Genomic DNA, 22,336 nt, shown 5'->3' with positions numbered 1-22,336 from the left:
TGATGGCGCGTCGCAATGTCTTCGTATCACTCACGATGCTTACCAGCATCATCTGCGGGCTCTCACTCGCCTGCAGCCCCGATGACCAACAACATTTTCGCGCCGACTACACGCCCGCCCCCTCGGCCTGGATCCCGGCGCCGCTGCCCGAGGCCTACTGCGAGATCCTCGTCGAGGGCAAGGGCGTCAAGGACATGGAGACCGACTACCTGCCCCATGTGATCACCTGCGAGAACGGCGGGGCCAACCTCGAGGCGCTCAAGGCCCAGGCGATCGCCGCCCGCTCGGTCGCCTACTACTACATCGCCAACCAGGGCAGCGTGTGTGACAGCCAGGGCTGCCAGGTCTACACCTGCGGAGCCGAACCCTCGGCCGCGGCCTACCAGGCCGTCGAGGAGACCAGCGGCATGTACCTCAACTTCAATGGGGTGCTGACCTACGCCTTCTATGTCGCCGGAGATCCCAACACCCCTGCGCCGAGCTGCGTCGGCGATGTCGACGTCGGGACCGAGCACTGGGTGACCTACAACGAGAACATGGCCGGGCCCGACGTCGAACAGACCGCGCTCGGCTGGGTGTTCGAGCCCGACGAGAACGGCTTCGGCCAAAACCGCGGGTGCATGTCCCAGTGGGGCGCGCGCTGCCTCGAGAACAACAACGGCTACGGCTACGAGGATATCCTGCGCTTCTACTACGGCGAGGACACGAACCTCACCCAGGCCCAGGGCGCGTGCATTGGAGAGGTCGGGGACGGCGACGGCGACTCCGGCGACGGCGACTCCGGCGACGGCGACGGCGACAGCGGCGACGGGGATGGCGGCGACTCCTCGGACGACGGCACGGCGAGCGGCGACGGCGAGGGCGAGGGCGACACCAGCGAAGAGTGCTACATCGGCGCGCTCGACTGCATGTGCACCATGGGTGGGAGCTGCGACGAGGGCCTGATCTGCGTCGACGGCTACTGCGAGCCCGAGGGCTCGGCCGACGACGGGACCGAGGGCGACGGCGGCGGTGAGACCGGGGGGTCGGGCGGATTTCAGGACGACGCCTTTGTCGATGGTGTCGGCTGCGGGTGCGCGGCCGAGCCCGCGCCGGGTCGCGAGGGCGCGCTCCTCGGCTTCGCGCTCCTCGGCCTCCTCGGCCTGCGCAGGCGGAGCGCAGACCGGCGCCGACGCTGAGCGATCATCCGACCCGGCGCGACTGAAGGAGCGCGCGTAGCCTCGGCCGTGGTGGGGGCCCTGGTGGGGTCTACCTGGAGCCCGGCGTCCAGCGAGCGGGATGCGAGCGGGTCCGCGCGACCGTCGACCGGGTTCGACGCCCGACCGGGTTCAACGCCGCGTGCGGCGTGGCCAAGCCGGACTGAGCGGCAGCCTTGTCGACGCCCGTCGGCCGTGCTCCCCTGCCCTGACCATGCCGACGCTCACGGTCCACGACCTGCGCATCGCCTACCACCACTTCCCGGCGGGCCCGGCAACGCGCCCACACGCGCCGGTCGTGTGCCTGCCGAGCACCGGGCTCTCGGGCCTGCAGTGGCGGCGCCTCGCCAAGCTGTTGAGCAAGCGCGGTCACGAGGTCTTCGCGGTCGATCTGATCGGCTACGGCGAGTCCGAGACCTGGCCCGCCGGGCCCGACCGCGGGCCATTTCGCACGCGCTACGACGTCGACGTCGCCGACGCGCTGTTCGAACGGTGTGAGGGCCCAGCCCACCTCGTGGGCCACTCCTACGGCGGCCGCGTCGGGCTCCTGGCCGGGCTCCGCGACCCCGCACGCCTCCGCTCGCTCGCGCTGTTCGAGCCGACCTGCTTCGGCGTCCTGCGCTCGACCGACGACAGCGTCGGGCTCGACGAGCTCGGCGACTACGACGCCGACGGCCGCTTCCTCGCCGACGACTTTGGCGGAAGCGAGGCCTGGGTCGCGCGCTTCGTCGACTATTGGAGCGGCGCCGGGACCTTCGCCGAGTTCGACGCCGACGAGCGCGGGCGATGGATGCGATCGAGCCGCAAGATGTTCGAGGAGGTCCGCGAGACGACCCTCGACGACGTCGCCCACCCCCGCTACGTCGAGGCCCTCGGCCACCTGTCGACGCTGGTCATGTCGGGCGAGGCCTCGACTCGCGCGGGCAGGCGCTGCTGCGAGGTGCTCGCCGAGGTCATGCCCGAGTGTCGGCACGTGGAGCTCGCGGACGTCGGTCACATGGGCCCGGTGCTCGCCAGCCGCGAGGTCGCGGCGCTGATCGCCGAGCACATCGCCGAGGTCGAAGCCGGGACGCCTCGGTGACGGTGCTGCTCGCGCTCTTGGCCCTCGCGCTGCTGTCGGGCCTGTTCTACGGGCTCGGCGGCGCGGCCAGGGCCGACCCCAGGCCCGCGCTCGGGCGCGACCCGGTCCGGCCGCTGCCCCCTGCGGATCAGCTGCCGGGCGCAGACCCCGGGCGGGCGATCGCTGTCGACTCCCCGGCGGTGATCGAGGGCCACGCCGAGCGCTGGCCCTGCCCGGTGTGCGAGGGCCAGGTGCGCTGCGAGCAACACCGCGCCGAGACCATCGCCGAGCAGCGTCTGCGCATCGCCAGGGTTCGATGCCCGCGCTGCGGCTTCGAGCGCGACCTGTACTTCAAGCTGCGTGACTGAAGCTCCATCCGCCAGCGATCCAGCTTGGATCAGGCCTGCCCCAGGATGGATCAGCGATCGCGCGAAGATCGCCGCGGGCAGGTCTAACTATTTGGAATTACTACACCACGCGACTCGAACGACGATTGCAAATGTACCTGGCGAGCGCCACGGAGCGCACCAGGAGAAACACCATGCGAGTCAGCTTTTACGGAGTCCGAGGTTCGATCGCCACCGCCGGCGAAGCCACCCGTCGCTACGGCGGCAACACCCCCTGCGTCGCCGTCGAGGTCGCGGGCGAGCAGCTCATCTTCGACGCGGGCACGGGCATCCGCGCGCTCGGCAGCGACCTCGCCCGCGCGACCGGGGTCGGGCGCGTCCACGCGAACCTGTTCTTCAGCCACCTGCACTGGGATCACATCCAGGGCTTCCCCTTCTTCGGTCCGGCCTACGTGCCCGGCAACCGCCTCGACATCTGGCACGTCCGCGCGGGCGATGGCGCGCCGCCAGCTCGCGAGGTCCTCGCCGATCAGATGCGACCGCCAACCTTCCCCGTCGGGCTCGAGCTCATGGGCGGCGATCTTTGCTTCCACGAGCTGAGCCTCGGCGACGTCGTCCGCGTGGGTCAGGCCCGGCTGCGCCACGCGGCCGTCGATCACCCCAACGGCTGCGTGGCCTGGCGCGTCGACCACGACGGCCACGCGATCGTCTACGCCACCGATCTCGAGCACGAGGCCGACGCCCCCCCGCCGGCCCTCGTCGAGCTCGCGGCCGGGGCCGACCTCCTGATCTACGACGCGATGTACACCCCCGAGGAGTACGCGGGCGTCAGCGGTCCCAGTCGGCGCGGGTGGGGCCACAGCACCTTCGAGGCGGGCGCCGCCGTGGCCGAGGCCGCGGGCGTGCGCGAGCTGTGTCTGTTCCACCATGACCCCAGCCACGACGACGGCTTCATGGACGCCCTCGCGGCTCGGGCTCGCCGCCGGTTCCCCGCGACCACCGTAGCCCGCGAAGACATGGTCATCGAGCTCGGGGAGCCGCGCGGCCACGCTCGCGTCGCGCTGCCGGGCTCGCCCTCGGTCGAGGCCGTCGCCGCCCTCTAGCCGACGCTCGGGAGCCATGGACACCAAGTCGAGCACCCGGCCCGCCTCCGGCTTTGCACGCCCGCGCGCGTGGGCCAACCTTGGGCTCGTGACCAGCGAGCCCAAGCCCGGCCGCGAGCCCTCGCCGCGCGACAGCGTCGCGCTGGCGGCCGCCCCCTTCTTGACCCGCGGCGTCGAGCTCGACGCGCTGCTGGTCGCGGTCGTCGACACGATCGTCGATCGCCTCGCGGCCGAGCGCGGGACCCTCTACCTCGTCGACGGTCGCACGCGCACGCTCTACTCGGTCGTCGCTCACCTGCCCGAGCTCGCCCGCATCCGCCTCGACTTCGGTCAGGGCGTCGCGGGCACCGTCGCGGCCGAGGGCAAGGTCGTGAGCGTGTCGAACACCGCGACCGATCCGCGCTTCGACGCGACCTTTGATCAACGGACCGGGTTCACCACCCGCTCGATGCTGACGATGCCGATCCGCGACAGCGGCGGCGAGGTCATCGGCGTGCTCCAGCTGCTCAACGCCGCCCGCGGCCAGTTCAACGCCGAAGACGAGCAGCGGGCGATGGTCCTCGCCGGCCAGGCTGGGCAGGTGCTCGAGGCCACCAGCCTCTACGCCGAGCTGCGCGCGCGCGGACCGGTCGAGCTCGACGGCGACGACGCGGCGCGGCCGGGCCCGAGCTACACCTTCAATCAGATCGTCGGCGAGTCACCGGCGATGCAGGCCGTGTACGCGGTCGTGCGCAAGGCCGCGGGCACCGACGCGACCGTGCTGATCAACGGTGAGAGCGGGACCGGCAAGGAGCTCATCGCCCGCGCCGTCCACGTCAACTCGCCGCGCCGCGACCAGCCCTTCGTCAAGGTCGACTGCACGACCCTGCCCGAGGCGCTGATCGAGAACGAGCTCTTTGGCCACGAGCGCGGCGCGTTCACAGGCGCCGATCGCAGCACCCAGGGCAAGGTCGAGGCCGCGAGCGGCGGCACGCTGTTCATCGACGAGTTCGGCGAGCTGCCGCTGCCCCTCCAAGCCAAGCTCCTGCGGGTCCTGCAAGATCACGAGTTCGAGCGCGTCGGGGGCACCGAGACGATCCGCGCCGACATCCGGGTCATCTGCGCGACCCACCGCGACCTCCCGGCGATGATCGATCGCGGTGACTTCCGCGAAGATCTCTACTACCGCGCGCGCGTCGTCCCGATCGTGCTGCCGCCGCTGCGCGAGCGTGGACGCGCGGACCTCCTCCGCCTCGTCGAGCACTTCGTCGACCGCTACGCCAAGCGCCACGAGCGAAGCATCCGCCGGGTCTCCGAGGCGGCCCTCGCCCGGCTCCTGGCCCACGATTTCCCCGGCAACATCCGCGAGCTCGAGAACTGCATCGAGTCGGCGGTCGTCCTGTGCGACGGCGGGGTCATCGACGCCGACGACCTGCCGCTGGTCGTTCGGCCCCGCGCCCACGCCAAGCGCTCGCCCGGCGGGCCGCAGCTCGGCGACCCCGAGCTCACACTCGCCGAGCTCGAGCGCGCCCACATCGAGGCGGTGCTCGAAGCCTGTCAGGGCAACCAGAGCGAGGCGGCCCGGCGCCTCGGCATCGGGCGCAACACCCTCGCGCGCAAGCTCGGACCATGATCGAAACTCGAAGACCTCCGTGGTTCGACCATGCAGATACGCTGGGTCGGGGTTCGGGATCGTCGAAGTGGCCCGAGACGCTCGACCCAAAATTCGGCTAATTTGCGGTGCTAGCGTGGGCACGTGACCGACGACGAGCTCATCGCTGCGATGCGGGCTGGAGACAAGACCGCTGGCAACCGGCTGGCCCTCCGCTACCACAACGAACTGAATTCCTACTACCGCAAGCGGGTGCCGCTCGAGGAGGCCGATGAGCTCACACAGGTCACTCTGTTGGAGACAGTGGCCCGGATCGAGCGTTTTCGGGGCGAGTCGAGCTTCCGCCACTACGTGTTCGCGGTGGCCCGTAACGTCCTGGCCGAGCGCAGTCGGCAGCTCGGACGACGCGTTGTGACCGAGTCGGCACCCACGAGCGAGCCACCGGACTCCCAGACGCCGCCCAGCGAACGAATGGCGCGGGCCGAGTACCTCCAGCGCCTGACCGAAGCCGTCGCGCAGCTCGAGGACCACTATCAGAGCGTGATGAGGCTGCACATGAAGGGCGCGAGCAACCGCGAGATCGCCGACCAGCTCGACCTCCGATACAACACCGTTCGCAGCCGCCTGTCCCGGGCTTTTGCCGCGGTACGCGAACGCCTCGCCCCGTGGGTCGACGAGATCCTTCGTGCTCGCATGCCCACCGAGGTCGAGGATCCGAGCTGAGCGACTGGGCGGTCGAATTGTCGCCACCCCCGCGGAAACCGGCCTGGCACGCGCGGTCCGCGGGAGCGACCCGGGTCCGGGCCACTTTGAATGCGCGTTTTCATACCAACCATGACTATGTGCAGCTACTAACCAAGCAAGTAGGCATGTTCGCAGATCCTGCCTTGCCGCCGCTCGAGCCCTCGGGTGCAGCCTGCTTCGCATGGCATGACAGTCGGACCTGAGGTCTCCTCTCGCCGGTCACAGCTGCCACTTTGTCACCTCCGCTGCACCGATGGCGGACAGCCGCCGATGAAAACCGGCTCGGAGGGAGCCTCCACGCGCCCTTCGAGCTTTGCTCCTGAACCTGGGTCGCGTGGCACGACCGTTGCACAACCCGTGGGGGCGATGCAGGCGATGCAACGGCTCCTCTCCCGGCACTTCGGACTCGTCAAGTTCTTCGGCATCGGCCTGCTCGTGTTCTTTGCCGGGAGCGCCCTGACCACCCACCTCGCATCCAAGCTGCTCCTCGATGTCTCCGCCGCCGCGAGCTCGGCCCGCGACGACAGCGAGACCGGCGACGAGGACGACGACGCCGAAGACGGCGACGCCGAAGATGAGAAGGCGCAAGCCCAGGCCAAGATGAACGAGCGCGCCCTCGGGGCCATGGCCAACAAGGGCACGCGCAAGCAGATGAGCGCGGACGAGGTCGTCAACAACAACATCTTCTGCCCCACCTGCGCGCCGATCGACGAGCAGCCCGTGCTCGCCAACGCGACCCAGCTGGTCGCCGGCGAGGTCGCCAGCCCGCTCGCCCTTCAGCTGCTAGCGACCATGGAGTCCGACGACCCGGCCTGGTCGATGGCGACGATCCGCGACCTCGACAACAACAGCCTCGGTCCGTACACCGCCAACGAGCAGATCCGTCCGGGCGTCACGATCCTCGCCGTCGAGCGCGGCCGCGTGGTCTTGCTCAACCAGGGGCAGCGCGAGTACATCACGCTCGGGGCCGAGCCGCCCAAGCCAGCGCCGACCAAGAAGGCGCCGACCAAGAAGGCGACGACGAGCGCGAAGCGGGGCAAGACGGTCGCCCTCGCGGGCGCCGAGCAGGCGATCGACTGCAGCAGCGAGAACGCCTGCACCGTCGACCGCAAGTTCGTCGACCAGCTGATCAAGAACCCGCAGCAGCTCATGACACAGGCCCGCATGTACCCGGTGACCAAAGACGGCGAGACCGCCGGCTTCCGGGTCTCGGGCGTGCGCACGGGCAGCCTCGCCACGATGATCGGGCTCAAGAACGGCGACGTCGTCAGCGAGATCAACGGCAGCAAGCTCGGGACGATCGACGACGCCCTCGCGATGTATCAGAAGCTGCGCCGGGCCAGCCACCTGTCGGTCACCGTCGAGCGCGGCGGCGCGGTGATCACCAAAGAAATCTCGATCAAGTAGCGTCCGCGAGGCGCGCCTGAGGAGGGCGCCGCCCCGGCGGCGCGCACAGGGCCGGCCTGTTACACTCGCCGCCGATCGATGTCCGAGCCCCTCCAACTCGTCGTGCTGCTGGTCATCGAGGAGCTGCAAAGCGGCGACTTCCTGGCGTGGCCCTTCGCCGAGCCCGACAAGGTCGCCCACGGCCGCACGCGCGAGGAGGCCATCGAGCAACAGGAGCTGTTCTTGCGCGAGCACCTGGCCAAGGCGCCGGGGGCCGCCCTCGCCATCTACGACCCTCACGCCGAGGCCGAGCTCGAGCTCGTCGAGGTCCCGCTCCAGCGCGACGACCTGCCCGATCGGGTCTCGCTGCCCGAGCCCCTGACCTTCCCCTGCCTGATCGTGCCCGCTGGCGCCGACGCGTGGGCGGTGGTCTTGAACCTGCGCCACGCGGTCTGGATCCCCGGCGGCCTCGCCGAGCCCGAGCTGCGCGCGGCCAAGATCCGCGACGAAGTCGAGCGGGTCGTGTCCGCGCGCGAGCTCGACGGTCACGCCTTCTTGGGCTTGCTGAGCGGCGCCGACCCCTTCGAGCTGCATCCGCTCACGATCGAGGTCGAGCGCGAAGAACGAGCTGGCGCCGAGGCCCGAGCGGCCGCCCGCCGACGCCGCGCGCGCGAGCGCAGCGAGTCCGACGCGCGCAAGCTCCTCGGCCGCGTCGGCACCGCCCTGGTCGAGGAGCTCCGCCTGCGTCGGCGAGCGCCGGTCCTCCACCGCGAGCGCGAGATCGCCAGCCTCGACGCGCTCCTGCGCGGGCCCGAGCGCCTCGCCCTGATGCTCGTCGGACCCGAGCTCGCGGGCAAGACCGCGCTGCTCCACGGGATGATCGACGGCTGGCTGCAGGGCTCGCGCTCGCGCGGCCGCCTCGCGACCTTGCCCGAGATCATCGCGACGAGTGGGGCCCAGCTGGTCGCGGGTCAGTCGGGCTTCGGTCAGCTCGAGCAGCGCGTCAACGACGTGATGGCCGCGGCCGAGATGCTCGACGCGATCCTCTACTTCGACAACCTCGGCGATCTGTTCGCGCGGACCAGCGGCGAGCTCGGCGACGTCGCGTCGAGCATGCGCCCGTGGCTCGAGCGCGGCCGGGTTCGGCTCCTCGGCGAGATCACCCCCGAGCTGCTCGAGCACCACGAGAAGCGCCACGTCGGCTTCTTCGCCTACTTGAATCGGATCCCGGTCACGGCCCTCGACGCCGACCAGACCCGGGCGATCCTCGAGGCCCGGGCCAGGTACGACCGCCGCAGCGACCCCGACCGCCCGACCCTGTCGCTGCCGCCGCAGCGCGACGCCGTCACCCCGCTCGTCGATCTCGCCGAGCGCTACCTCAGCTACCGCGCGTTCCCAGGCAAGGCCGTGCGCTTCTACGCCTCGCTGCGCGCGACCCAGGAGGGCGAGCTCGGCGAGGGCGGCGAACCCCGAGCGATCGGCCCCGACGAGGTCTACCGCGGGTTCTCGATCCACTCGGGCATCCCGATGTTCCTCCTGCGCGAGGATCGAACCCTCGAGTACCAGCGCATCCTCGACTACTTTGGCGCCCGCGTGATCGGCCAGAGCGAGGCGATCGGTCGCGTGGCCGAGACCCTGTGCACGGTCAAGGCTGGGCTTCAGCCCGCGGCCAAGCCCCTCGCAACCTTCTTGTTTGTCGGGCCGACCGGCGTCGGCAAGACCGAGGTCGCCAAGACCCTCGCGCGCTTCTTGTTCGGCTCCCCCGAGCGCATGATTCGCTTCGACATGAGCGAATACATGGATCCGCTCGCGGCCGAGCGCCTGATCCGTGGGACCGATCGCGACGACGGCGTGATGACCCGCAAGGTCCGCCAGCAGCCCTTTTGCGTGGTCTTGCTCGACGAGATCGAGAAGGCCCACCCGGCCGTGTTCGATCTGCTCTTGCAGGTCTGCGGTGAGGGCCGGCTGTCGGACGCGCGCGGGCGCACGACCTGGTTTCACAACGCGATCATCATCATGACCTCCAACCTCGGGGCCGCGCATCGGCGCCCGAGCACCGGCTTTGGCGGCGGCGAGCGAGACCGCGACCCCGCCAGCGATCAGCGCGCCGCCGAGCGCTACTACCTCGACCAGGTCGACACCCACTTTCGGCCCGAGTTCGTCAACCGCATCGACCGGGTCATCCCCTTTCACCCCCTCGACCGCGCGCAGATCCTCCACGTCGCGACGGTCTCGCTCGCGCGGGTCCGCGAGCGCGACGGGGTCGGCGAGCGCGGCATCGAGCTCGAGGTCAGCGAGACCACCCTCGCGCGCCTCGCGACCGAGGGCTACTCCGACACCTACGGGGCCCGGGCGCTGCGCCGCGAGCTCGAGGATCGCCTCGTCGCGCCCCTCGCCCGGACCCTGGCCAAGCTCGGCGATCGGGCCGAGGGCGGCACGATCCGCGTCGAGGAGGCCCCGAGCACCGACGCCAAGCCCCGCGAGGCCGCGGCCAGGCGCAAGCGCGAGCGCGAGCGGGTCCTGACCAGCGAGACCCAAGACAGCCTCACGATCGAGGTCGCGGTCCCGAGCGGTCGCGCGGCCCGGCGGACCCTCGACGCCCTGAACCGGGTCTCGACCCTGCGCCGGAGCGCGGCCGCGGCCCTCGACCTCAACCCGATCCGCGAGCTCCGCGACCGCCTCCGCGTGCTCGTGGCCGAGCTCGGCTACGGCGCCCACAAGCGCAAGGGCTCGCGCTCGGCCTGGGAGCACGCCGCCGATCTCGGGCGCCTGCAGTCAGAGCACGGCCGCCTCGTCGGGACCCTCGAGCGCCTCGACGAGCTGCGCGAGTCGATCGAGTCGGCCGAGGAGCTGACGATCGCCGCGCTCTACGAGGGCGAGCCCGCCGATCTCTACCAGAACGCCGCCGAGGACGCCCACCGCGCGCTCCAGCTCGCGATCGTCGACGCGCTGCTGCTCGAGAACGAGCGCCACACGATCACCGTCCACCTCCAAGAGCAAGACCCTCGCGGCGCGTTCTTGATCTACCTCCTGCCGCTGCTCGACTGCCTCGGCGAGCGCGGCTGGTCGGCCACCTTCCACGTGTTCGGTGACAAGGACAAGGCCGAGGTCAGGTGGCCCGAGGGCCGCGCCTGGGGCCCTCCGCGCAGCCCCGCGTGGCTCCGCCGCCGGCTCCTCGCCGAGTTCGAGCCCGGCGCCGACAAGGCCGCCAAGCGCCGGTTTCGCGACCTCCTGATGTGCGTCCAGGGCCGCCACGCAGGCGCCGTCATCGACAGCCAGCTGGGCCTGTTTCGCTACGAGCACCCCTGGCAACACGAGGGCCGCCGCGACAAGGATCAGCGCCCGACCCACCTGCGCTGTCGCTTCGTCTCCCGCAGCGCGACCCTCAACGCCGAGGCCTGGGACAAGGGCCCGGTCGAGGTCGGCCGGCCGCTCGGGCGCAAGCAGCTCGACGCCACGCCCAAGCTCGCCCACTTCGACGAGCGCGGCATGCTCGACGGCAAGATCACCACCGGCCGCATGGCCCTGACCCCCGCGCAGTTCTGGCCACAGATCGAGCAGGTCCTGTTCGCCTCGCTGGTCGAGCGCGCGTTCGAGGGCGACCACGACGAGGCGGGACGAGACTGACCCATGGCCCAGCTCGACTTCTCCGTCTCGGTGTTTCAGCGCCAGTCCAACAACTTCAGCCAGTGGTGGTCGCTGGGCTTCGGCGCGCGCGAGGTCTATGTCGGTGGCCGGACCTCGTCCAAGCTCCGCGACCGCTTCATCGCCGAGTGCCGTGAGCGCGTGCGTCGGGCCCTGCCCGCCGAGCTGCCCGCCCTGAAGCTCGTCCGCGGCCGTCGGCTCCACCACGTCCAGCTCGACCTCAGCGTCCGGACCGACGACGCGCGCACCCGCTTCGCGCGGCGGGTCCCGGTCATCGTCGAGCCGCGGCCGCTCGGTCCGACCCGGACCCTCGACATCGCCTACCACCCCATGCGCCCGCACGAGTGGTTCCCGCTCAACGAGCGCTACTCGTTGCAGGAGCTGGCCAACGCGGTGTTCCAGCGGCGCTGGTCGGCCGCGGGGCTCGAGCCCGAGCAGCTCGAGCAGCTCGTCCGCCGCGGCGACGAGACCCTGAAGATCATCGCGTTTCGAGCCGAGCCGAAGTCGCTGCTCTCGCAGCTGGCCAAGCAAAAGGGGCCCGAGATGGCCCAGATCGGGACCCGCAGGCGACGCCCCGGCACGACCTTGCTCAGCGAGCTCGGCTTCGATCTCACCCGCAAGGCCGTCGACGACGAGCTCTCGCCCGGCATGGTCCGCGCGCCCTACCGCGAGCAGCTCCGCCAGCTGCTGTGTGGCTCGCGCAAGGCCCCGGTCCTGCTGATCGGCCCGCCCGGGGTCGGCAAGACCACGCTGCTCCACCGCATGATCGTCGACCTGCTCGAGGCCGACGGCTGGGCCGCCCACCAGAACCTCGATCGCGTCCACCACGTGTGGCAGATCAGCGGCCGCCGGATCATCGCGGGCATGAGCTACCTCGGGCAGTGGGAGCAACGCTGCATCGAGCTGCTCGAAGAGACCTACGCCAAGCGGATCGTGCTGTGGGCCGAAGATCTCCACGCCTGGGGCCGGATCGGCGAGTCGCGCCAGAGCGATCGCAGCCTCACCGCTTTTTTTCGCGGGCCCGTCGCCCGCGGCGAGCTCACGCTGATCGCCGAGTGCACCACCGCCCAGTATCAGCAGCTCCAGGCCGACGCCTCGGGCTTCGCCAACCTGTTCACCACCATCCACGTCGAGCCGACCGACGCGGGCACGACCATGCGCATGCTCGTCCACGAGGCCCGGAAGCTCGAGCTCGCGCTCGGCTGCGGCTTCGATCCGCGGGTCTACCGATCGATCTACGAGCTCTCGGGCTCGCTCTACTCGGGCACCGCGTACCCCGGCAAGGCGCTCGAGCTCGTCCGCGCGCTCGGGGCTCGACACCGAACCTCGCGCGAGCGCGCGGCCAAGATGCAGCTCGCCGAGATCCTCATGCACCAAGCAAGCGGCGACGCCGGTGGGGGCGGCGAGGACACCGGTCGGCCCAAGGTCGGCACGCCCGAGCTGATCGAGCTGTTGTCCGAGCGGACCGGGATGCCCGCCCTGCTCCTGGCCCCCGACGTCCCCCTCGAGGCCGACGCGGTCGCGTCGAGCTTCGCGGCCCAGGTCATCGGCCAGCCCCAGGCCGTGGCCGTGGTCCGCGATCTGATCGTCCGCATCAAGGCCGGGCTGTGCGACCCGGGCCGCCCCTACGGCGTGTTCTTGTTCACCGGCCCGACCGGGACCGGCAAGACCGAGATGGCCAAGGCCCTCGCCGAGTACCTGTTCGGCGACGAGAGCCGGCTCGTTCGCCTCGACATGAGCGAGTACAACGTGCCCGGCGCGGCCGCGCGGCTGATCGGCGATCGCTTCCAGCCCAGCGGCGTGCTGACCAGCCGGGTCCGCGCCCAGCCCTTTTGCGTGGTCTTGCTCGACGAGGTCGAGAAGGCCGATCCCTCGGTCCTCAACCTGATGCTGCAGCTCTTCGACGACGGCCGGCTGAGCGACGCGAGCGGCGACGTGGCCGACTTTCGCCACGCGGTCGTGATCATGACCTCCAACCTCGGCGCGGGCGGGAGCTCGTCGATGGGCTTCGGCGGCGACGACCGCCGCGCGATCATGCTCGACATCGCCAAGGCCGTGCGCGAGTTCTTCCCGCCCGAGCTGTTCAACCGCATCGATCGGGTCGTCGAATTTCGCCCCCTCGACGAGCCCGCCGCCCGGATCATCGCGCGCAAGGAGCTCGCGCGCCTGCTCGGGCGCCGGGGCCTGGCCGAGCGCAACTCCTTCGTCCGGACGACCGAGGCGGTCCTGGCCAAGATCGTCCGCGAAGGCTTCAACGCCCGCGACGGGGCCCGCTCGCTCAAGCGCTGGCTCGAGGACAACCTCGGCTCGCTGCTGGTCGACACGCTCACGCGCTCGCGCGCGGCGAGCATGCGCCTGCTGTGGATCTATGAACCGCGTGGGGAGCCGCGCGATCAGGCGCGCGCGGCCCTGCAGGTCCACGAAGAGGCCCTGCGCGAGGCCGATCCGATCCCCGAAGACAGCCGCCTCGGTGAGCTGCTCGAGCAGCCCAACGCCGCGCTGCTCGAGCAGGTCCCGGCCGCGCTCGCGTTTCTGCGCGGGCTCGAGCGCAGCCCCCGGCTCGAGCAGCTGTCCAAGACCCTCGCGACCTTGCTCGAGGCCTACAACCGCCACGCCGCCGACGAGGGCCAAGACAGCGCCCCAACCCATCAGACCGAGGCGCTCTACAACCTCGAGATCCTGCGCTCGGAGATCCACGGGCTGCGCGAGGCCCTCGAGCTCCACGCGACCTACGATCAGCGCCTCAGCGGCCAGGTCGAGGAGCGCGAGGGGCCCCACGAGGGCCTCGGTGAGCAGCTCGAGATCGATCGCTTCTCGCAGGAGCAGATGCGGGTGCGGACCTTCGGCGGCGGCAGCCAACCCAGCGTCCGCCGCTTCGACCGGCGCCAATTCAACCCGAGCCTGCCGCTGCGCGAGCGCCAGGCCATGCTCCGTGCGATCGCCGAGGTGTGGTTTCTCGAGCGCGCGCTCGAGCGCGCCCGTGATCCTCGCCAGCACGTGGTCTTTCTCGAGCTCTCGCGGATCAGCGATCCTCGCCGCTCGGGTCGCTTCGCCGCCGACCAGACCGGGCTGTTCGCCGAGCTCGCCCACGCCTACCGCAGCCGCGGCCGCGGGGAGCTCGAAGCCTGCGCAGGCCTGCGCCGCGGCGGCGGGATCGACGACGTGGTCTCGGTCCGGATCCGCGACCCGGAGCTCGGGCGCGAGCTGTTCGAGCAGCTGTGCGCCGACGATCCCGAGCTCCTGGTCCTCCAGCTCGTCGGCCCGAGCGTGCGCGAGTTCTTCGCGGGCGAGTCGGGCTGCCAGGTGCTCGAGACCCTCGGCGGCGGCCACGAGATCGTCCGGGTCCGCGTGCTCGACGGCGAGCCCAGCGACGAGCCCGCCCAGCTGATCACCCGGACCCTGGCCCAGCGCCAGGCCTTCATCGAGGCGCTCGAGGCCGGGACCGAGCTCCCGCCCAACCCCGACGCGATGCTGCCGATCATCCGCCGCTTCCGGCTCGAAGAGGCCCGGCCCGGGCGCCCGGCCAGCGTCGAGGTCGAGGACTACCCGCTCAGCCACGTGTCGAGCCACAGTCTCCCAGGACCTGGGGGCCGAGCGCAGCGAGGGAGTCTTGGAGACGACAAAGACAGCCTCCCAGGGCCTGGGGGCCCGAGCGAAGCGAGGGGGGCGGGCCGCAAGCCCGAGTCAGGAGACGACGAGCCCCACCGCGCGCAGCTCGAGCCGGTCCTGGCGCTGCTGTGGCTGATGCGGGTCGGCGTGGCGATCGGCGAAGATCGCGAGCGCCGCAACACCGACGCCGGGCTCGGGCCAGGGGGCGACTCATGAAGCCCTCGCTGCGCGTCTACTTCGTGACCCACCACGACGGCAAGCTGACCGGGACCCTGCTCGCGCGCGGCTACGCCGAGCGGGCCCCCGCGGTGTTCGGCGCGAGCGAAGCCGAGGTCTACGCCGGCCTCGAGCAGCTCCTCGCCGACATGATCGTCCGCGAGGAGCCGATCGACTCGTTCTTGTGGGACGAGGCCCTCAACGTCCGGACCGTGGAGATCGAGGTCCACCCGCTCGCGGTCGTCCACAAGCGCTGGGTCATCGGCAAGGACGCGATCTCCCTGCGCCTCGCCTTCGCGTGGTCGAAGCTCGACAAGGGCGGCTACCGGGTCGTGCTCCCCCGCTTCGACTGGTGGTTCATCCTCGAGGATCTCGACATCGCCCCGCAGGTCCTCAGCCAGGCCGTAAGCACCGCGCTGCTCGGCGAGGCCGCGCGCTCACTGTTCGACTTCCGCTCGCTCGGCCCCGAGCGGATCGAGACCTGGTCGCCGCCGGTCCTCGGCCGACGCAAGCGCAAGCGCGGCGAGCCCCCGAGCTGGGCGGCCTTCCCTACCCTCCACGCCGTCGCCGAAGAGCTGGTCCAACACGCCCGCCGCCGACGCTCGCGCCTCGTCGAGCCCCCGGATCTGCGCGGCCACGCCCACCTGTGGGAGCGCGAGACCCCGGCCTCGATCTTGCTGGTCGGCGGGCCCGGGGTCGGCAAGACCACCTGGGTCGAGGCCCTGGCCCGCGAGTTCTCCCGGCGGCGCCGAGGCTCGCGTCCAGCTGGCGCCCGGACCAGCCCACGGATCTGGTCGACCTCGGCCGAGCGCATCATCGCCGGGATGATGTACCTCGGGCAGTGGGAGCAGCGCTGCCTCGACATGGTCCACGAGCTCTCGCACGAGGGCGACTACCTCTACGTCGGCCAGCTCCCGCCGCTGCTCGACGTCCGCACCGCCCGGAGCTCGATCGCGGACTTCTTCCTGCCCGCGATCGAGGCCGACGAGCTCAGCCTCATCGCCGAGTGCCACCCCCACGAGTACCAGCAGCTCAAGACCAAGGCGCCGCGCCTCCTGGCCGCGTTCACGACCGTCAAGATCGCCGCGACCCCAGCCGTCGCGATGCCAGGCCTGCTCCGCGCCTACCAGGCCCGGGTCAACCCCAAGCTCGCGCTCCCGCCCGAGGCCCTGCGCCGCGTCGTCCAGCACCTCGAGCTGTTTCGCCGCGACAGCTGCTTTCCGGGCAAGGGCTTTCGCTTCCTCGACTGGCTCAACCAAGAGCAGGGCCTCGACGAGACCACGGCCCTGGTCGAGCGCGCGCGGCCAGAGCCCGACGACCCCAACGACGACAGCGGGAGCGAAGACAGCGGCGCGGCCCCGCCAACCTATACTCCGCCGGGCGAAGTCACCCTCCTGCGCGCCCAGCAGGCCTCGGCCGCCTTCTCCCGCTACACCGGGCTGCCGCTCGAGCTCATCAGCGAGGAGTCCGTCGCCGGGCCCGAGACGATCGCCGCGCGGCTCCGGGCCGGGGTCGTCGGTCAGGACCAGTCGTGCGCGACCGCGGCCCGGGTCCTCGCGCGCTTCAAGGCCGGGCTCGACGATCCCGAGCGCCCGGTCGGCAGCCTGTTCTTCGTCGGCCCGACCGGCGTCGGCAAGACCGAGCTCGCCAAGCAGCTCGCGCGCTACATGTTTGGCGCCGCCGATCGCATGATCCGCCTCGACATGTCGGAGTTCATGCTCCCGGGCTCGGCCCAGCGCCTGCTCGCGGTCGGGCCCGGCGTCGAGAGCCTGGCCGAGAAGGTCCGCCAGCAACCCCTGTCGCTGATCTTGCTCGACGAGATCGAGAAGGCCCACGCCGAGGTCTTCGATCTCCTGCTCGCGGTCCTCGGCGAGGGCCGGATGACCGACGCGGGCGGATCGCTGGTCGACTTTCGCATGACGCTGATCGTCATGACCTCGAACCTCGGTGTGTCCGAGCGTGGCGCGGCCGGGTTCGGGGCCACGTCGGCGCGCGAGCAGGCCAAGGGCTTCGACGCGGCCGTCCGCCGCCACTTCCGCCCGGAGTTCTTCAACCGCATCGACTTCGTGATCCCCTTTCGCAACCTCGCGCCCGAAGACATCCGGGCGATCGTCGAGCTCGAGCTGGCCAAGATGAGCAAGCGGACCGGGCTCGCGCGCCGCGAGCTTCGCCTGAGCGTGAGCGACGAGGCTCGGGCGACGCTGGCCGACTGGGGCTGGCACCCGACCCGCGGGGCGCGACCGCTCAAGCGCGTGCTCGAGGAGCAGGTCATGGCCCCGCTAGCTGTGCTGCTCGCGCGCACGCCGACGCTGCGGGCCCGAACCATTCACGTCCTCAGCGCGAGCGAGGGCCCAGCCCCGAGCGAAGCCGAGGCGCTCACGGTCGTGCTCCCAGCCCAGCGGCCGACCGTCGCGCGCTGACAGATGCCCTGGCATACTCGCGCGGTGCGTGCCCTTGCCTTGAGCTCAAACTTCGCCCGCCTCGAAGCCTTCGCCCTGCTCGGGGCCGCCCTCGCCCTGACCGCGTGCCCCACACAGGAGCCGTCGGCCGAGACCGAGACCGAGACCGAGACCGGCGAGCCCAGCTGCCTCGACACCGACACCCCGGGGCCCGACATCGTGGTCAACTTCAACTCCGAGATCGAGGAGCTGCAGCTCGGCGAGTGCGTACCCGAGCGCCTGATCATCACCGGAGGCGGCGTGACCAACCTGAGCGCGCTGTCGAACGTGCGCGAGATCGGGATCCTCGAGATCCGCTTCGCGCCGATGCTGACCACGCTGACCGGGCTCGAGAACCTCCAGCGGGTCGACACCCTGATCATCACGGGCAACAGCGTGATGCCGACGCTGCTCGAGTGGGACGATCTCGCGACCGTCGGCTCAATCATCATCACGAGCAACGACGGGCTGACCGATCTCGGCTCGTTTCCGGCCCTGAGCTCGGCGGGCCGGCTCGAGATCGCCAGCAACCCCGACCTCACGGACTACAGCGGCTTCGAGGAGCTGACCATGCTCAGCGGCGGCCTCGAGCTGTCCGACTCGGCGCTCATCACCGACTTCACGGGCCTCGACAAGCTGACCACCGTCGGCGGCGATCTGAGCATCCAAGACAACCCCGCGCTCACGAGCTTCGAGGGGCTCGGCGTCACCACGGTCAACGGTGACCTGAGCGTGGTCAGCAACGAGGACCTGTCCGAGTGCCTGGTCACGGACTTCGCCGCCGCGATCACCGTCGGCGGCGCAGAAGTGCTCAACGGAAACAAGATGGATCTGTGTGATTAGCGGTCGCGCTGTCCCAGCGCCGCCCCAAAGCGGAGGGCACGAGCGCCCACCCTCGGGCCTGGGCCGGAGTCTGATATCTTCCGGTCATGCGATTTCATGACTGGACCCGCGCACCTTTGCTCGCGCTGCCCTTGTTGGTGACCGGATGCCCGGGCGGCGAGGCCGAAGATGGGAGCGACGGCACCGAGACCGAGACCTCGGGCGACGGCGACGGCGACGGCGACGGCGACGGCGACAGCGGGGACGGCGACGGGGACGGCGACGGCGACGGCGACGGCGACGGCTGCACGCCGAAGGAGATCGTCTGCGTCGACGGCACGGCGCAGATCTGCGACGACACTGGCAGCCTCAGCGAGGAGGTCTGCAGCGACGAGTGCGTCGGCGGCCTCGGCTGCGTCCTGTGTGTTCCGGATACGAGCATGTGCGAGGGCGACACGATCGCGAGCGTCTGCAACGAGGACGGCACGGCCTGGAACGAGAGCTACTGCGATCCGCTCCAGGGGCTCACGTGTGACGCCGGGGCCTGCACGGGTCCTTGCAGCGAGATCTCCGGAGGCTTCTTGGGCTGTGACTTCTACCCGACCGTGACCGCCGGGGCCTTGCTCGGCCAGGCCCTCGATCTCGGCGTGGTCATCGCCAACGGCAACGACCAGGGCACCTCGGTCTGCGTCACCCAAGGTGGCGGCGACAACTGCATGCAGCAGAGCTTCGTCGGACCGAACACGGTCCAGCCCCTCGCGCTCGCGGATGTCCCCGAGCTGTCGGTCGTGATGCCGTCGGGTGAGCTCGAGCCGAGCGTGCTTGCCGAGGACGCGGGCTATCGGATCCGGACGGAGCTCCCGGTCAGCGTCTACCAGTTCAACCCCAACGAAGGGGCCAACACCGGCAGCGGCGACGCGTCGCTGCTGTTCCCCGCGCGCTCGTGGGGCACCGAGTACATCGTCGTCTCGCGCAACCACTGGGTCTTCGGCGAGAATTTCGAGTTCCCGGGCTTTTACGCCGTGGTTGGCCGCGAGCAAGACACCAAGGTGCAGCTGTTCCCCTCGAACACAGGCGGCGTGGTCGGCGAGGGTGGCGGGGTCTCGGCCGACGGCACGGGCGAGGTCACCCTGCACCGCGGCGACGTGCTCGAGGTGTTCAGCTGGCGCGCGCCCGACCCCGATCCGATGCTGCCGATCCCCTCGGATCTGACCGGAACGCGGATCGTGGCCGACAAACCGATCCAGGTGATCGGCGGCTCGAAGTGCACCAACGTGCCCTTCGACGTGTCGGCCTGCGACCGGCTCGAAGACGCGATCATCCCCGTCGAGCTGGCCAGCGACACCTACCTGGTCTCGGCGCCGATCCAACCACAAACCAACGGCGCCGAGCTCGCGCGCCGAATGGTGCGCATCATCGCGACCAAGGACGACACCGGCCTGTCCTACAACCCCGCGGTCATGGGCGCGCCGACCAGCATTCAGTACGCAGGTGACTACGTCGAGTTCGACGCGACCTCGAGCTTCACGATCAACGCGAGCGACAAGGTCCTCGTCGCCGAGTATATGACCGGCGCGGCCTTCGGTGGCGGCGGCGACCCCTCGATGAGCCTCGCGATCCCGACCGAGCGCTACCTGAGCGAGTACCTGATCTACGCGCCGACGGACTACAGCGAGAACTGGGTCAACGTCGTGTTCGACCAGAACACGACGATCGAGCTCGACGGCGACACGATCATCAACGCGGCCGGGTCCGAGCAGGTCGGCGTGAGCTCGTGGCGCGTCCGCCGGGTCCCGCTGTCCAACGACGGCGACGGGACCCACCGGCTCGTGGTCCAAGAAGGCGGCATGCCCTTCGGGCTGTCGGTCTACGGCTACGGCACGGCGGTGTCCTACTGGTACCCGGGCGGCATCGACCTGCCGACGGGCTGAGGGTTCACGAGGCCTCGCACTGCCACTCGCGCCGCCTGGCGTCGAGCCACTCGCGGTCGGCGATCAGGCGGGCGTCGGTCCAGCCCAGGCACCCACCGAGCGACCGAGCGACCGGGCTGCGCTCGGGCGCGACCGACCGCGGGGGGTCTAAGCTTTCTTGCCCCCGACCCCGAGCTTCGTCGCCAGCGCCTTGCCCAGCCAGCCGCCCTTGGCCCGGGCATAGATCCCGCGCATCTCGACGGCCATCTTGTTGTGGCTGACGCGAAAATCGATCAGATCCTGAACCAGCTGCCGCGACTGCCGATAGCGCACCGCGCCGTCGATGAAGTCGATCCAGCCCTCGACCCAGGTCCAGAACTTGCCCCCCTTGGCCGCGGCTCCGCTCGCGCCGCTGTCGAGCTTGGCGAGCTTTTGCTTGTGGATCGCGCTGGCCTTGTCACGCAACGCGTGGCGCAAGGAGGCCTCCTGGGCGGTCCCGGCCGTGAACTCGGGCAGCCGCGCGACGAGCATGCCAGTGTCGGTGAAGCCGAAGTCCGAGTGGGCGTCGAGGCTGCGCAGGGCGTCGAGGCGGGTCTGCTCGTCCTCGCTCGCGAGCTGCTTCAGGCCGGCGTGGACGGCGTCGAGCGCCTGCCAGCGGTAGATGAAGTCGAGGCCGGTGCCCTTGATGTTCTGGGTGCCCATGATCGTGACGTGGGCCCCGGGCGGGACGGCCCGCGCGCACTGATCGATGATCTGATCACCGGTCGCGCCCGCGTCCCAGACCACGATCAGCTGGGCGCGAAACAGGCCGACCCAGGCCTTGCTCAGCTCCGCGGTGAGGCTGGCCAAAGCGGCGGCGTCGCGGGCTTCGAGCACGGACTCGAGCTTGGCCGCGAGGCGTCCGGCGATGACCATGCGAGCGATGCGGTCGCGCGTGTGCGAGAGCAGCTCGTCGTAGTCGGCCGCGCGCCCGACCTCGTGCGGGTGGATGAGCTCCGCGTCCTCGACGCTGTGATCATGGGCCTCGCGCAGCGCCTGGTTGAGCGTCGCGTCGCTCGCGAGCTTGGCGACGACGGTCTCGAACTCGTGGCTGCCCTCGGCCCCGCGCAGCTCCTCGACGTGCGCGCGGATCTTGGCGGCTTCGCTGCCCTCGGGGTCGAAGCGGCGGCCGAGCGCGCCCAGGCCCATGCTCAAGATGGTCGCGAGCTGCTCCCACCAGCCCTCGACCGGCGCGCGGACTCGCTTTAGCAAGGCCGCGAGGCGCTTGCGCGCGCGCGTGAGCCCGGCCCCGCCCTGCGCGAGGGCCTCGGCGTCGACGAGCTCCTGCTCGCTCGCAAAGGCGTCGAGCGCCCGATCAAGGAAGATCTGGAGCCCGGCCAGGTTGGTTCCGATCAGCACGTGGGCGTCGACGGCGACGTCGTTGACCAGGATGCGCGAGAACACCTCGGACCGGCTCACGCGGTCGTCGCGGTTGTTGACGACGGTGATGACCGCCCGCGCCGGGTCGGCGGCCGCGGCCAGCTCGACGCAGCCCGTGCGCCGCCAGTTGTTCAAGAAGCCCGCGCGCTCGTTGGCCGAGCAGCCGTTGACGAACGAGAGCGTGCGCCCGCGGACCTGGACCTCAGGGTAAAACTTGAGCACCCCGAGGTCGGGGTACACGTAGTCGGCCATCGTCACGATCGCGAGCTCGTCGTCGATCCCGAGCTGGCGGGCGAGCTCGGCGACCAGCGCGATGTTGCGCGGGTGCTCCGAGTAGGGAAACAGCCCGAGCAGATCGTCGGGCAGCAGGTCGCCGTCGTGGTCGCCAACCTCAATCAACTCGGCGCCGCGGTCCTGGGCCGAGTCGCGCAGCACCGGGTTGAAGCCGAGCTCGGAGCTGATGGTGGGGTTGCCCTCGGGGATGAAGCGACCGACGACGGTCGCGACGTCGATACCGGCCGGGCCCTGGATGTCTTCGTGGTCGGGGTAGGTGTTGGTGATCGTAGCGAAGTCGTCGCGCATCCACCCGCGCTGGAGGATGTCGACGTACTCGGGGTTGAGCGCCATGCACTCCCACAAGAACACCTCGCTGCGCAGCCCGGCGGCGAGCTGAAGGAGGTCGCGCTGCTCCCAGATCGTGGCCTTGCCGTAGGGCCGAAAGGTGTAGATCTCGACCTGCGGACCGAGGGGCGCGGCGTGGATGAACATCGCCTCGCACCCGGTGGTCTTCGAGAAGGTCCGAAACCCGAGGCCGTGAAACAGCCCGGCCTTGAGCCGCTCGGTCCCCGAC

Annotated in this window: 12 protein-coding genes and 1 pseudogene; 12 read left to right on the top strand and 1 reads right to left on the bottom strand. The window is 70.6% G+C overall.

The window, feature by feature from the left end; translation table 11 throughout:
* Positions 1 to 35: 35 nt before the first annotated feature.
* The 12 genes from ENSA5_RS25450 (at position 36) to ENSA5_RS25390 (ending at position 20,088) form a co-directional block, all read left to right on the top strand.
* Positions 36 to 1,178 carry a SpoIID/LytB domain-containing protein gene (locus ENSA5_RS25450; RefSeq protein WP_181198139.1) on the top strand — a complete coding sequence of 381 codons (1,143 nt, stop codon included), beginning with the start codon at positions 36 to 38 and terminating at the stop codon, positions 1,176 to 1,178.
* A gap of 232 nt (positions 1,179 to 1,410) precedes the next feature.
* Positions 1,411 to 2,277, top strand: a complete 867-nt coding sequence (locus tag ENSA5_RS25445; protein ID WP_181198138.1) for an alpha/beta fold hydrolase — start codon at positions 1,411 to 1,413, stop codon at positions 2,275 to 2,277.
* Positions 2,274 to 2,624: a hypothetical protein gene (locus ENSA5_RS25440; RefSeq protein WP_146156106.1), complete on the top strand. Its 351-nt coding sequence runs from the start codon at positions 2,274 to 2,276 to the stop codon at positions 2,622 to 2,624. The genes ENSA5_RS25445 and ENSA5_RS25440 overlap by 4 nt, the downstream gene beginning before the upstream one ends.
* A gap of 173 nt (positions 2,625 to 2,797) precedes the next feature.
* Positions 2,798 to 3,706, top strand: a complete 909-nt coding sequence (locus tag ENSA5_RS25435; protein WP_106394314.1) for an MBL fold metallo-hydrolase — start codon at positions 2,798 to 2,800, stop codon at positions 3,704 to 3,706.
* Positions 3,707 to 3,722: 16 nt separating this feature from the next.
* Entirely contained in the window at positions 3,723 to 5,318 is a 1,596-nt protein-coding gene (locus ENSA5_RS25430) for a sigma-54-dependent Fis family transcriptional regulator (RefSeq protein WP_106394291.1), read from the top strand.
* Positions 5,319 to 5,441: 123 nt separating this feature from the next.
* Positions 5,442 to 6,020 carry an RNA polymerase sigma factor gene (locus ENSA5_RS25425; protein ID WP_106394290.1) on the top strand — a complete coding sequence of 193 codons (579 nt, stop codon included), beginning with the start codon at positions 5,442 to 5,444 and terminating at the stop codon, positions 6,018 to 6,020.
* 396 nt (positions 6,021 to 6,416) lie between these two features.
* Positions 6,417 to 7,448, top strand: coding sequence for a type II secretion system protein GspC (gene gspC, locus ENSA5_RS25420; RefSeq protein ID WP_181198137.1), 1,032 nt, complete (start codon positions 6,417 to 6,419; stop codon positions 7,446 to 7,448).
* A gap of 78 nt (positions 7,449 to 7,526) precedes the next feature.
* A complete protein-coding gene (locus ENSA5_RS25415) occupies positions 7,527 to 11,054 on the top strand; it encodes an AAA family ATPase (RefSeq protein ID WP_106394288.1) in 3,528 nt (1,175 codons plus the stop codon).
* A 3-nt stretch (positions 11,055 to 11,057) separates the two neighbouring features.
* Positions 11,058 to 14,897 (top strand): AAA family ATPase, encoded by a 3,840-nt coding sequence (locus ENSA5_RS25410; RefSeq protein WP_106394287.1) that lies wholly within the window; start codon positions 11,058 to 11,060, stop codon positions 14,895 to 14,897.
* The gene (locus tag ENSA5_RS25405) at positions 14,894 to 17,317 is read left to right on the top strand and encodes an AAA family ATPase (RefSeq protein ID WP_106394286.1); all 2,424 of its coding nucleotides are present in this window, start codon (positions 14,894 to 14,896) and stop codon (positions 17,315 to 17,317) included. Before ENSA5_RS25410 ends, ENSA5_RS25405 begins: the two co-directional genes overlap by 4 nt.
* 24 nt (positions 17,318 to 17,341) lie before the next feature.
* Positions 17,342 to 18,178, top strand: a complete 837-nt coding sequence (locus ENSA5_RS25400) for a hypothetical protein (protein ID WP_146156105.1) — start codon at positions 17,342 to 17,344, stop codon at positions 18,176 to 18,178.
* A gap of 86 nt (positions 18,179 to 18,264) precedes the next feature.
* A complete protein-coding gene (locus tag ENSA5_RS25390; RefSeq protein WP_181198136.1) occupies positions 18,265 to 20,088 on the top strand; it encodes an IgGFc-binding protein in 1,824 nt (607 codons plus the stop codon).
* A gap of 147 nt (positions 20,089 to 20,235) precedes the next feature.
* On the opposite strand, the pseudogene ENSA5_RS38235 reads toward ENSA5_RS25390, so the two are convergent.
* Positions 20,236 to 22,336, bottom strand: a pseudogene (locus ENSA5_RS38235) (capsule biosynthesis protein CapB); the annotation flags it as partial.

This window comes from Enhygromyxa salina (assembly GCF_002994615.1).
GTDB classification, from domain to species: domain Bacteria; phylum Myxococcota_A; class Polyangia; order Nannocystales; family Nannocystaceae; genus Plesiocystis; species Plesiocystis salina_A.
This window is presented reverse-complemented; position numbering and strand designations above follow the sequence as displayed.

Coding starts and splice junctions, on each gene's coding strand:
- ENSA5_RS25450 (WP_181198139.1), top strand. CDS start 36: ATGCTTACCAGCATCATCTGCGGGCTCTCACTCGCCTGCAGCCCCGAT.
- ENSA5_RS25445 (WP_181198138.1), top strand. CDS start 1,411: ATGCCGACGCTCACGGTCCACGACCTGCGCATCGCCTACCACCACTTC.
- ENSA5_RS25435 (WP_106394314.1), top strand. CDS start 2,798: ATGCGAGTCAGCTTTTACGGAGTCCGAGGTTCGATCGCCACCGCCGGC.
- ENSA5_RS25430 (WP_106394291.1), top strand. CDS start 3,723: ATGGACACCAAGTCGAGCACCCGGCCCGCCTCCGGCTTTGCACGCCCG.
- gspC (WP_181198137.1), top strand. CDS start 6,417: ATGCAACGGCTCCTCTCCCGGCACTTCGGACTCGTCAAGTTCTTCGGC.
- ENSA5_RS25415 (WP_106394288.1), top strand. CDS start 7,527: ATGTCCGAGCCCCTCCAACTCGTCGTGCTGCTGGTCATCGAGGAGCTG.
- ENSA5_RS25410 (WP_106394287.1), top strand. CDS start 11,058: ATGGCCCAGCTCGACTTCTCCGTCTCGGTGTTTCAGCGCCAGTCCAAC.
- ENSA5_RS25405 (WP_106394286.1), top strand. CDS start 14,894: ATGAAGCCCTCGCTGCGCGTCTACTTCGTGACCCACCACGACGGCAAG.
- ENSA5_RS25390 (WP_181198136.1), top strand. CDS start 18,265: ATGCGATTTCATGACTGGACCCGCGCACCTTTGCTCGCGCTGCCCTTG.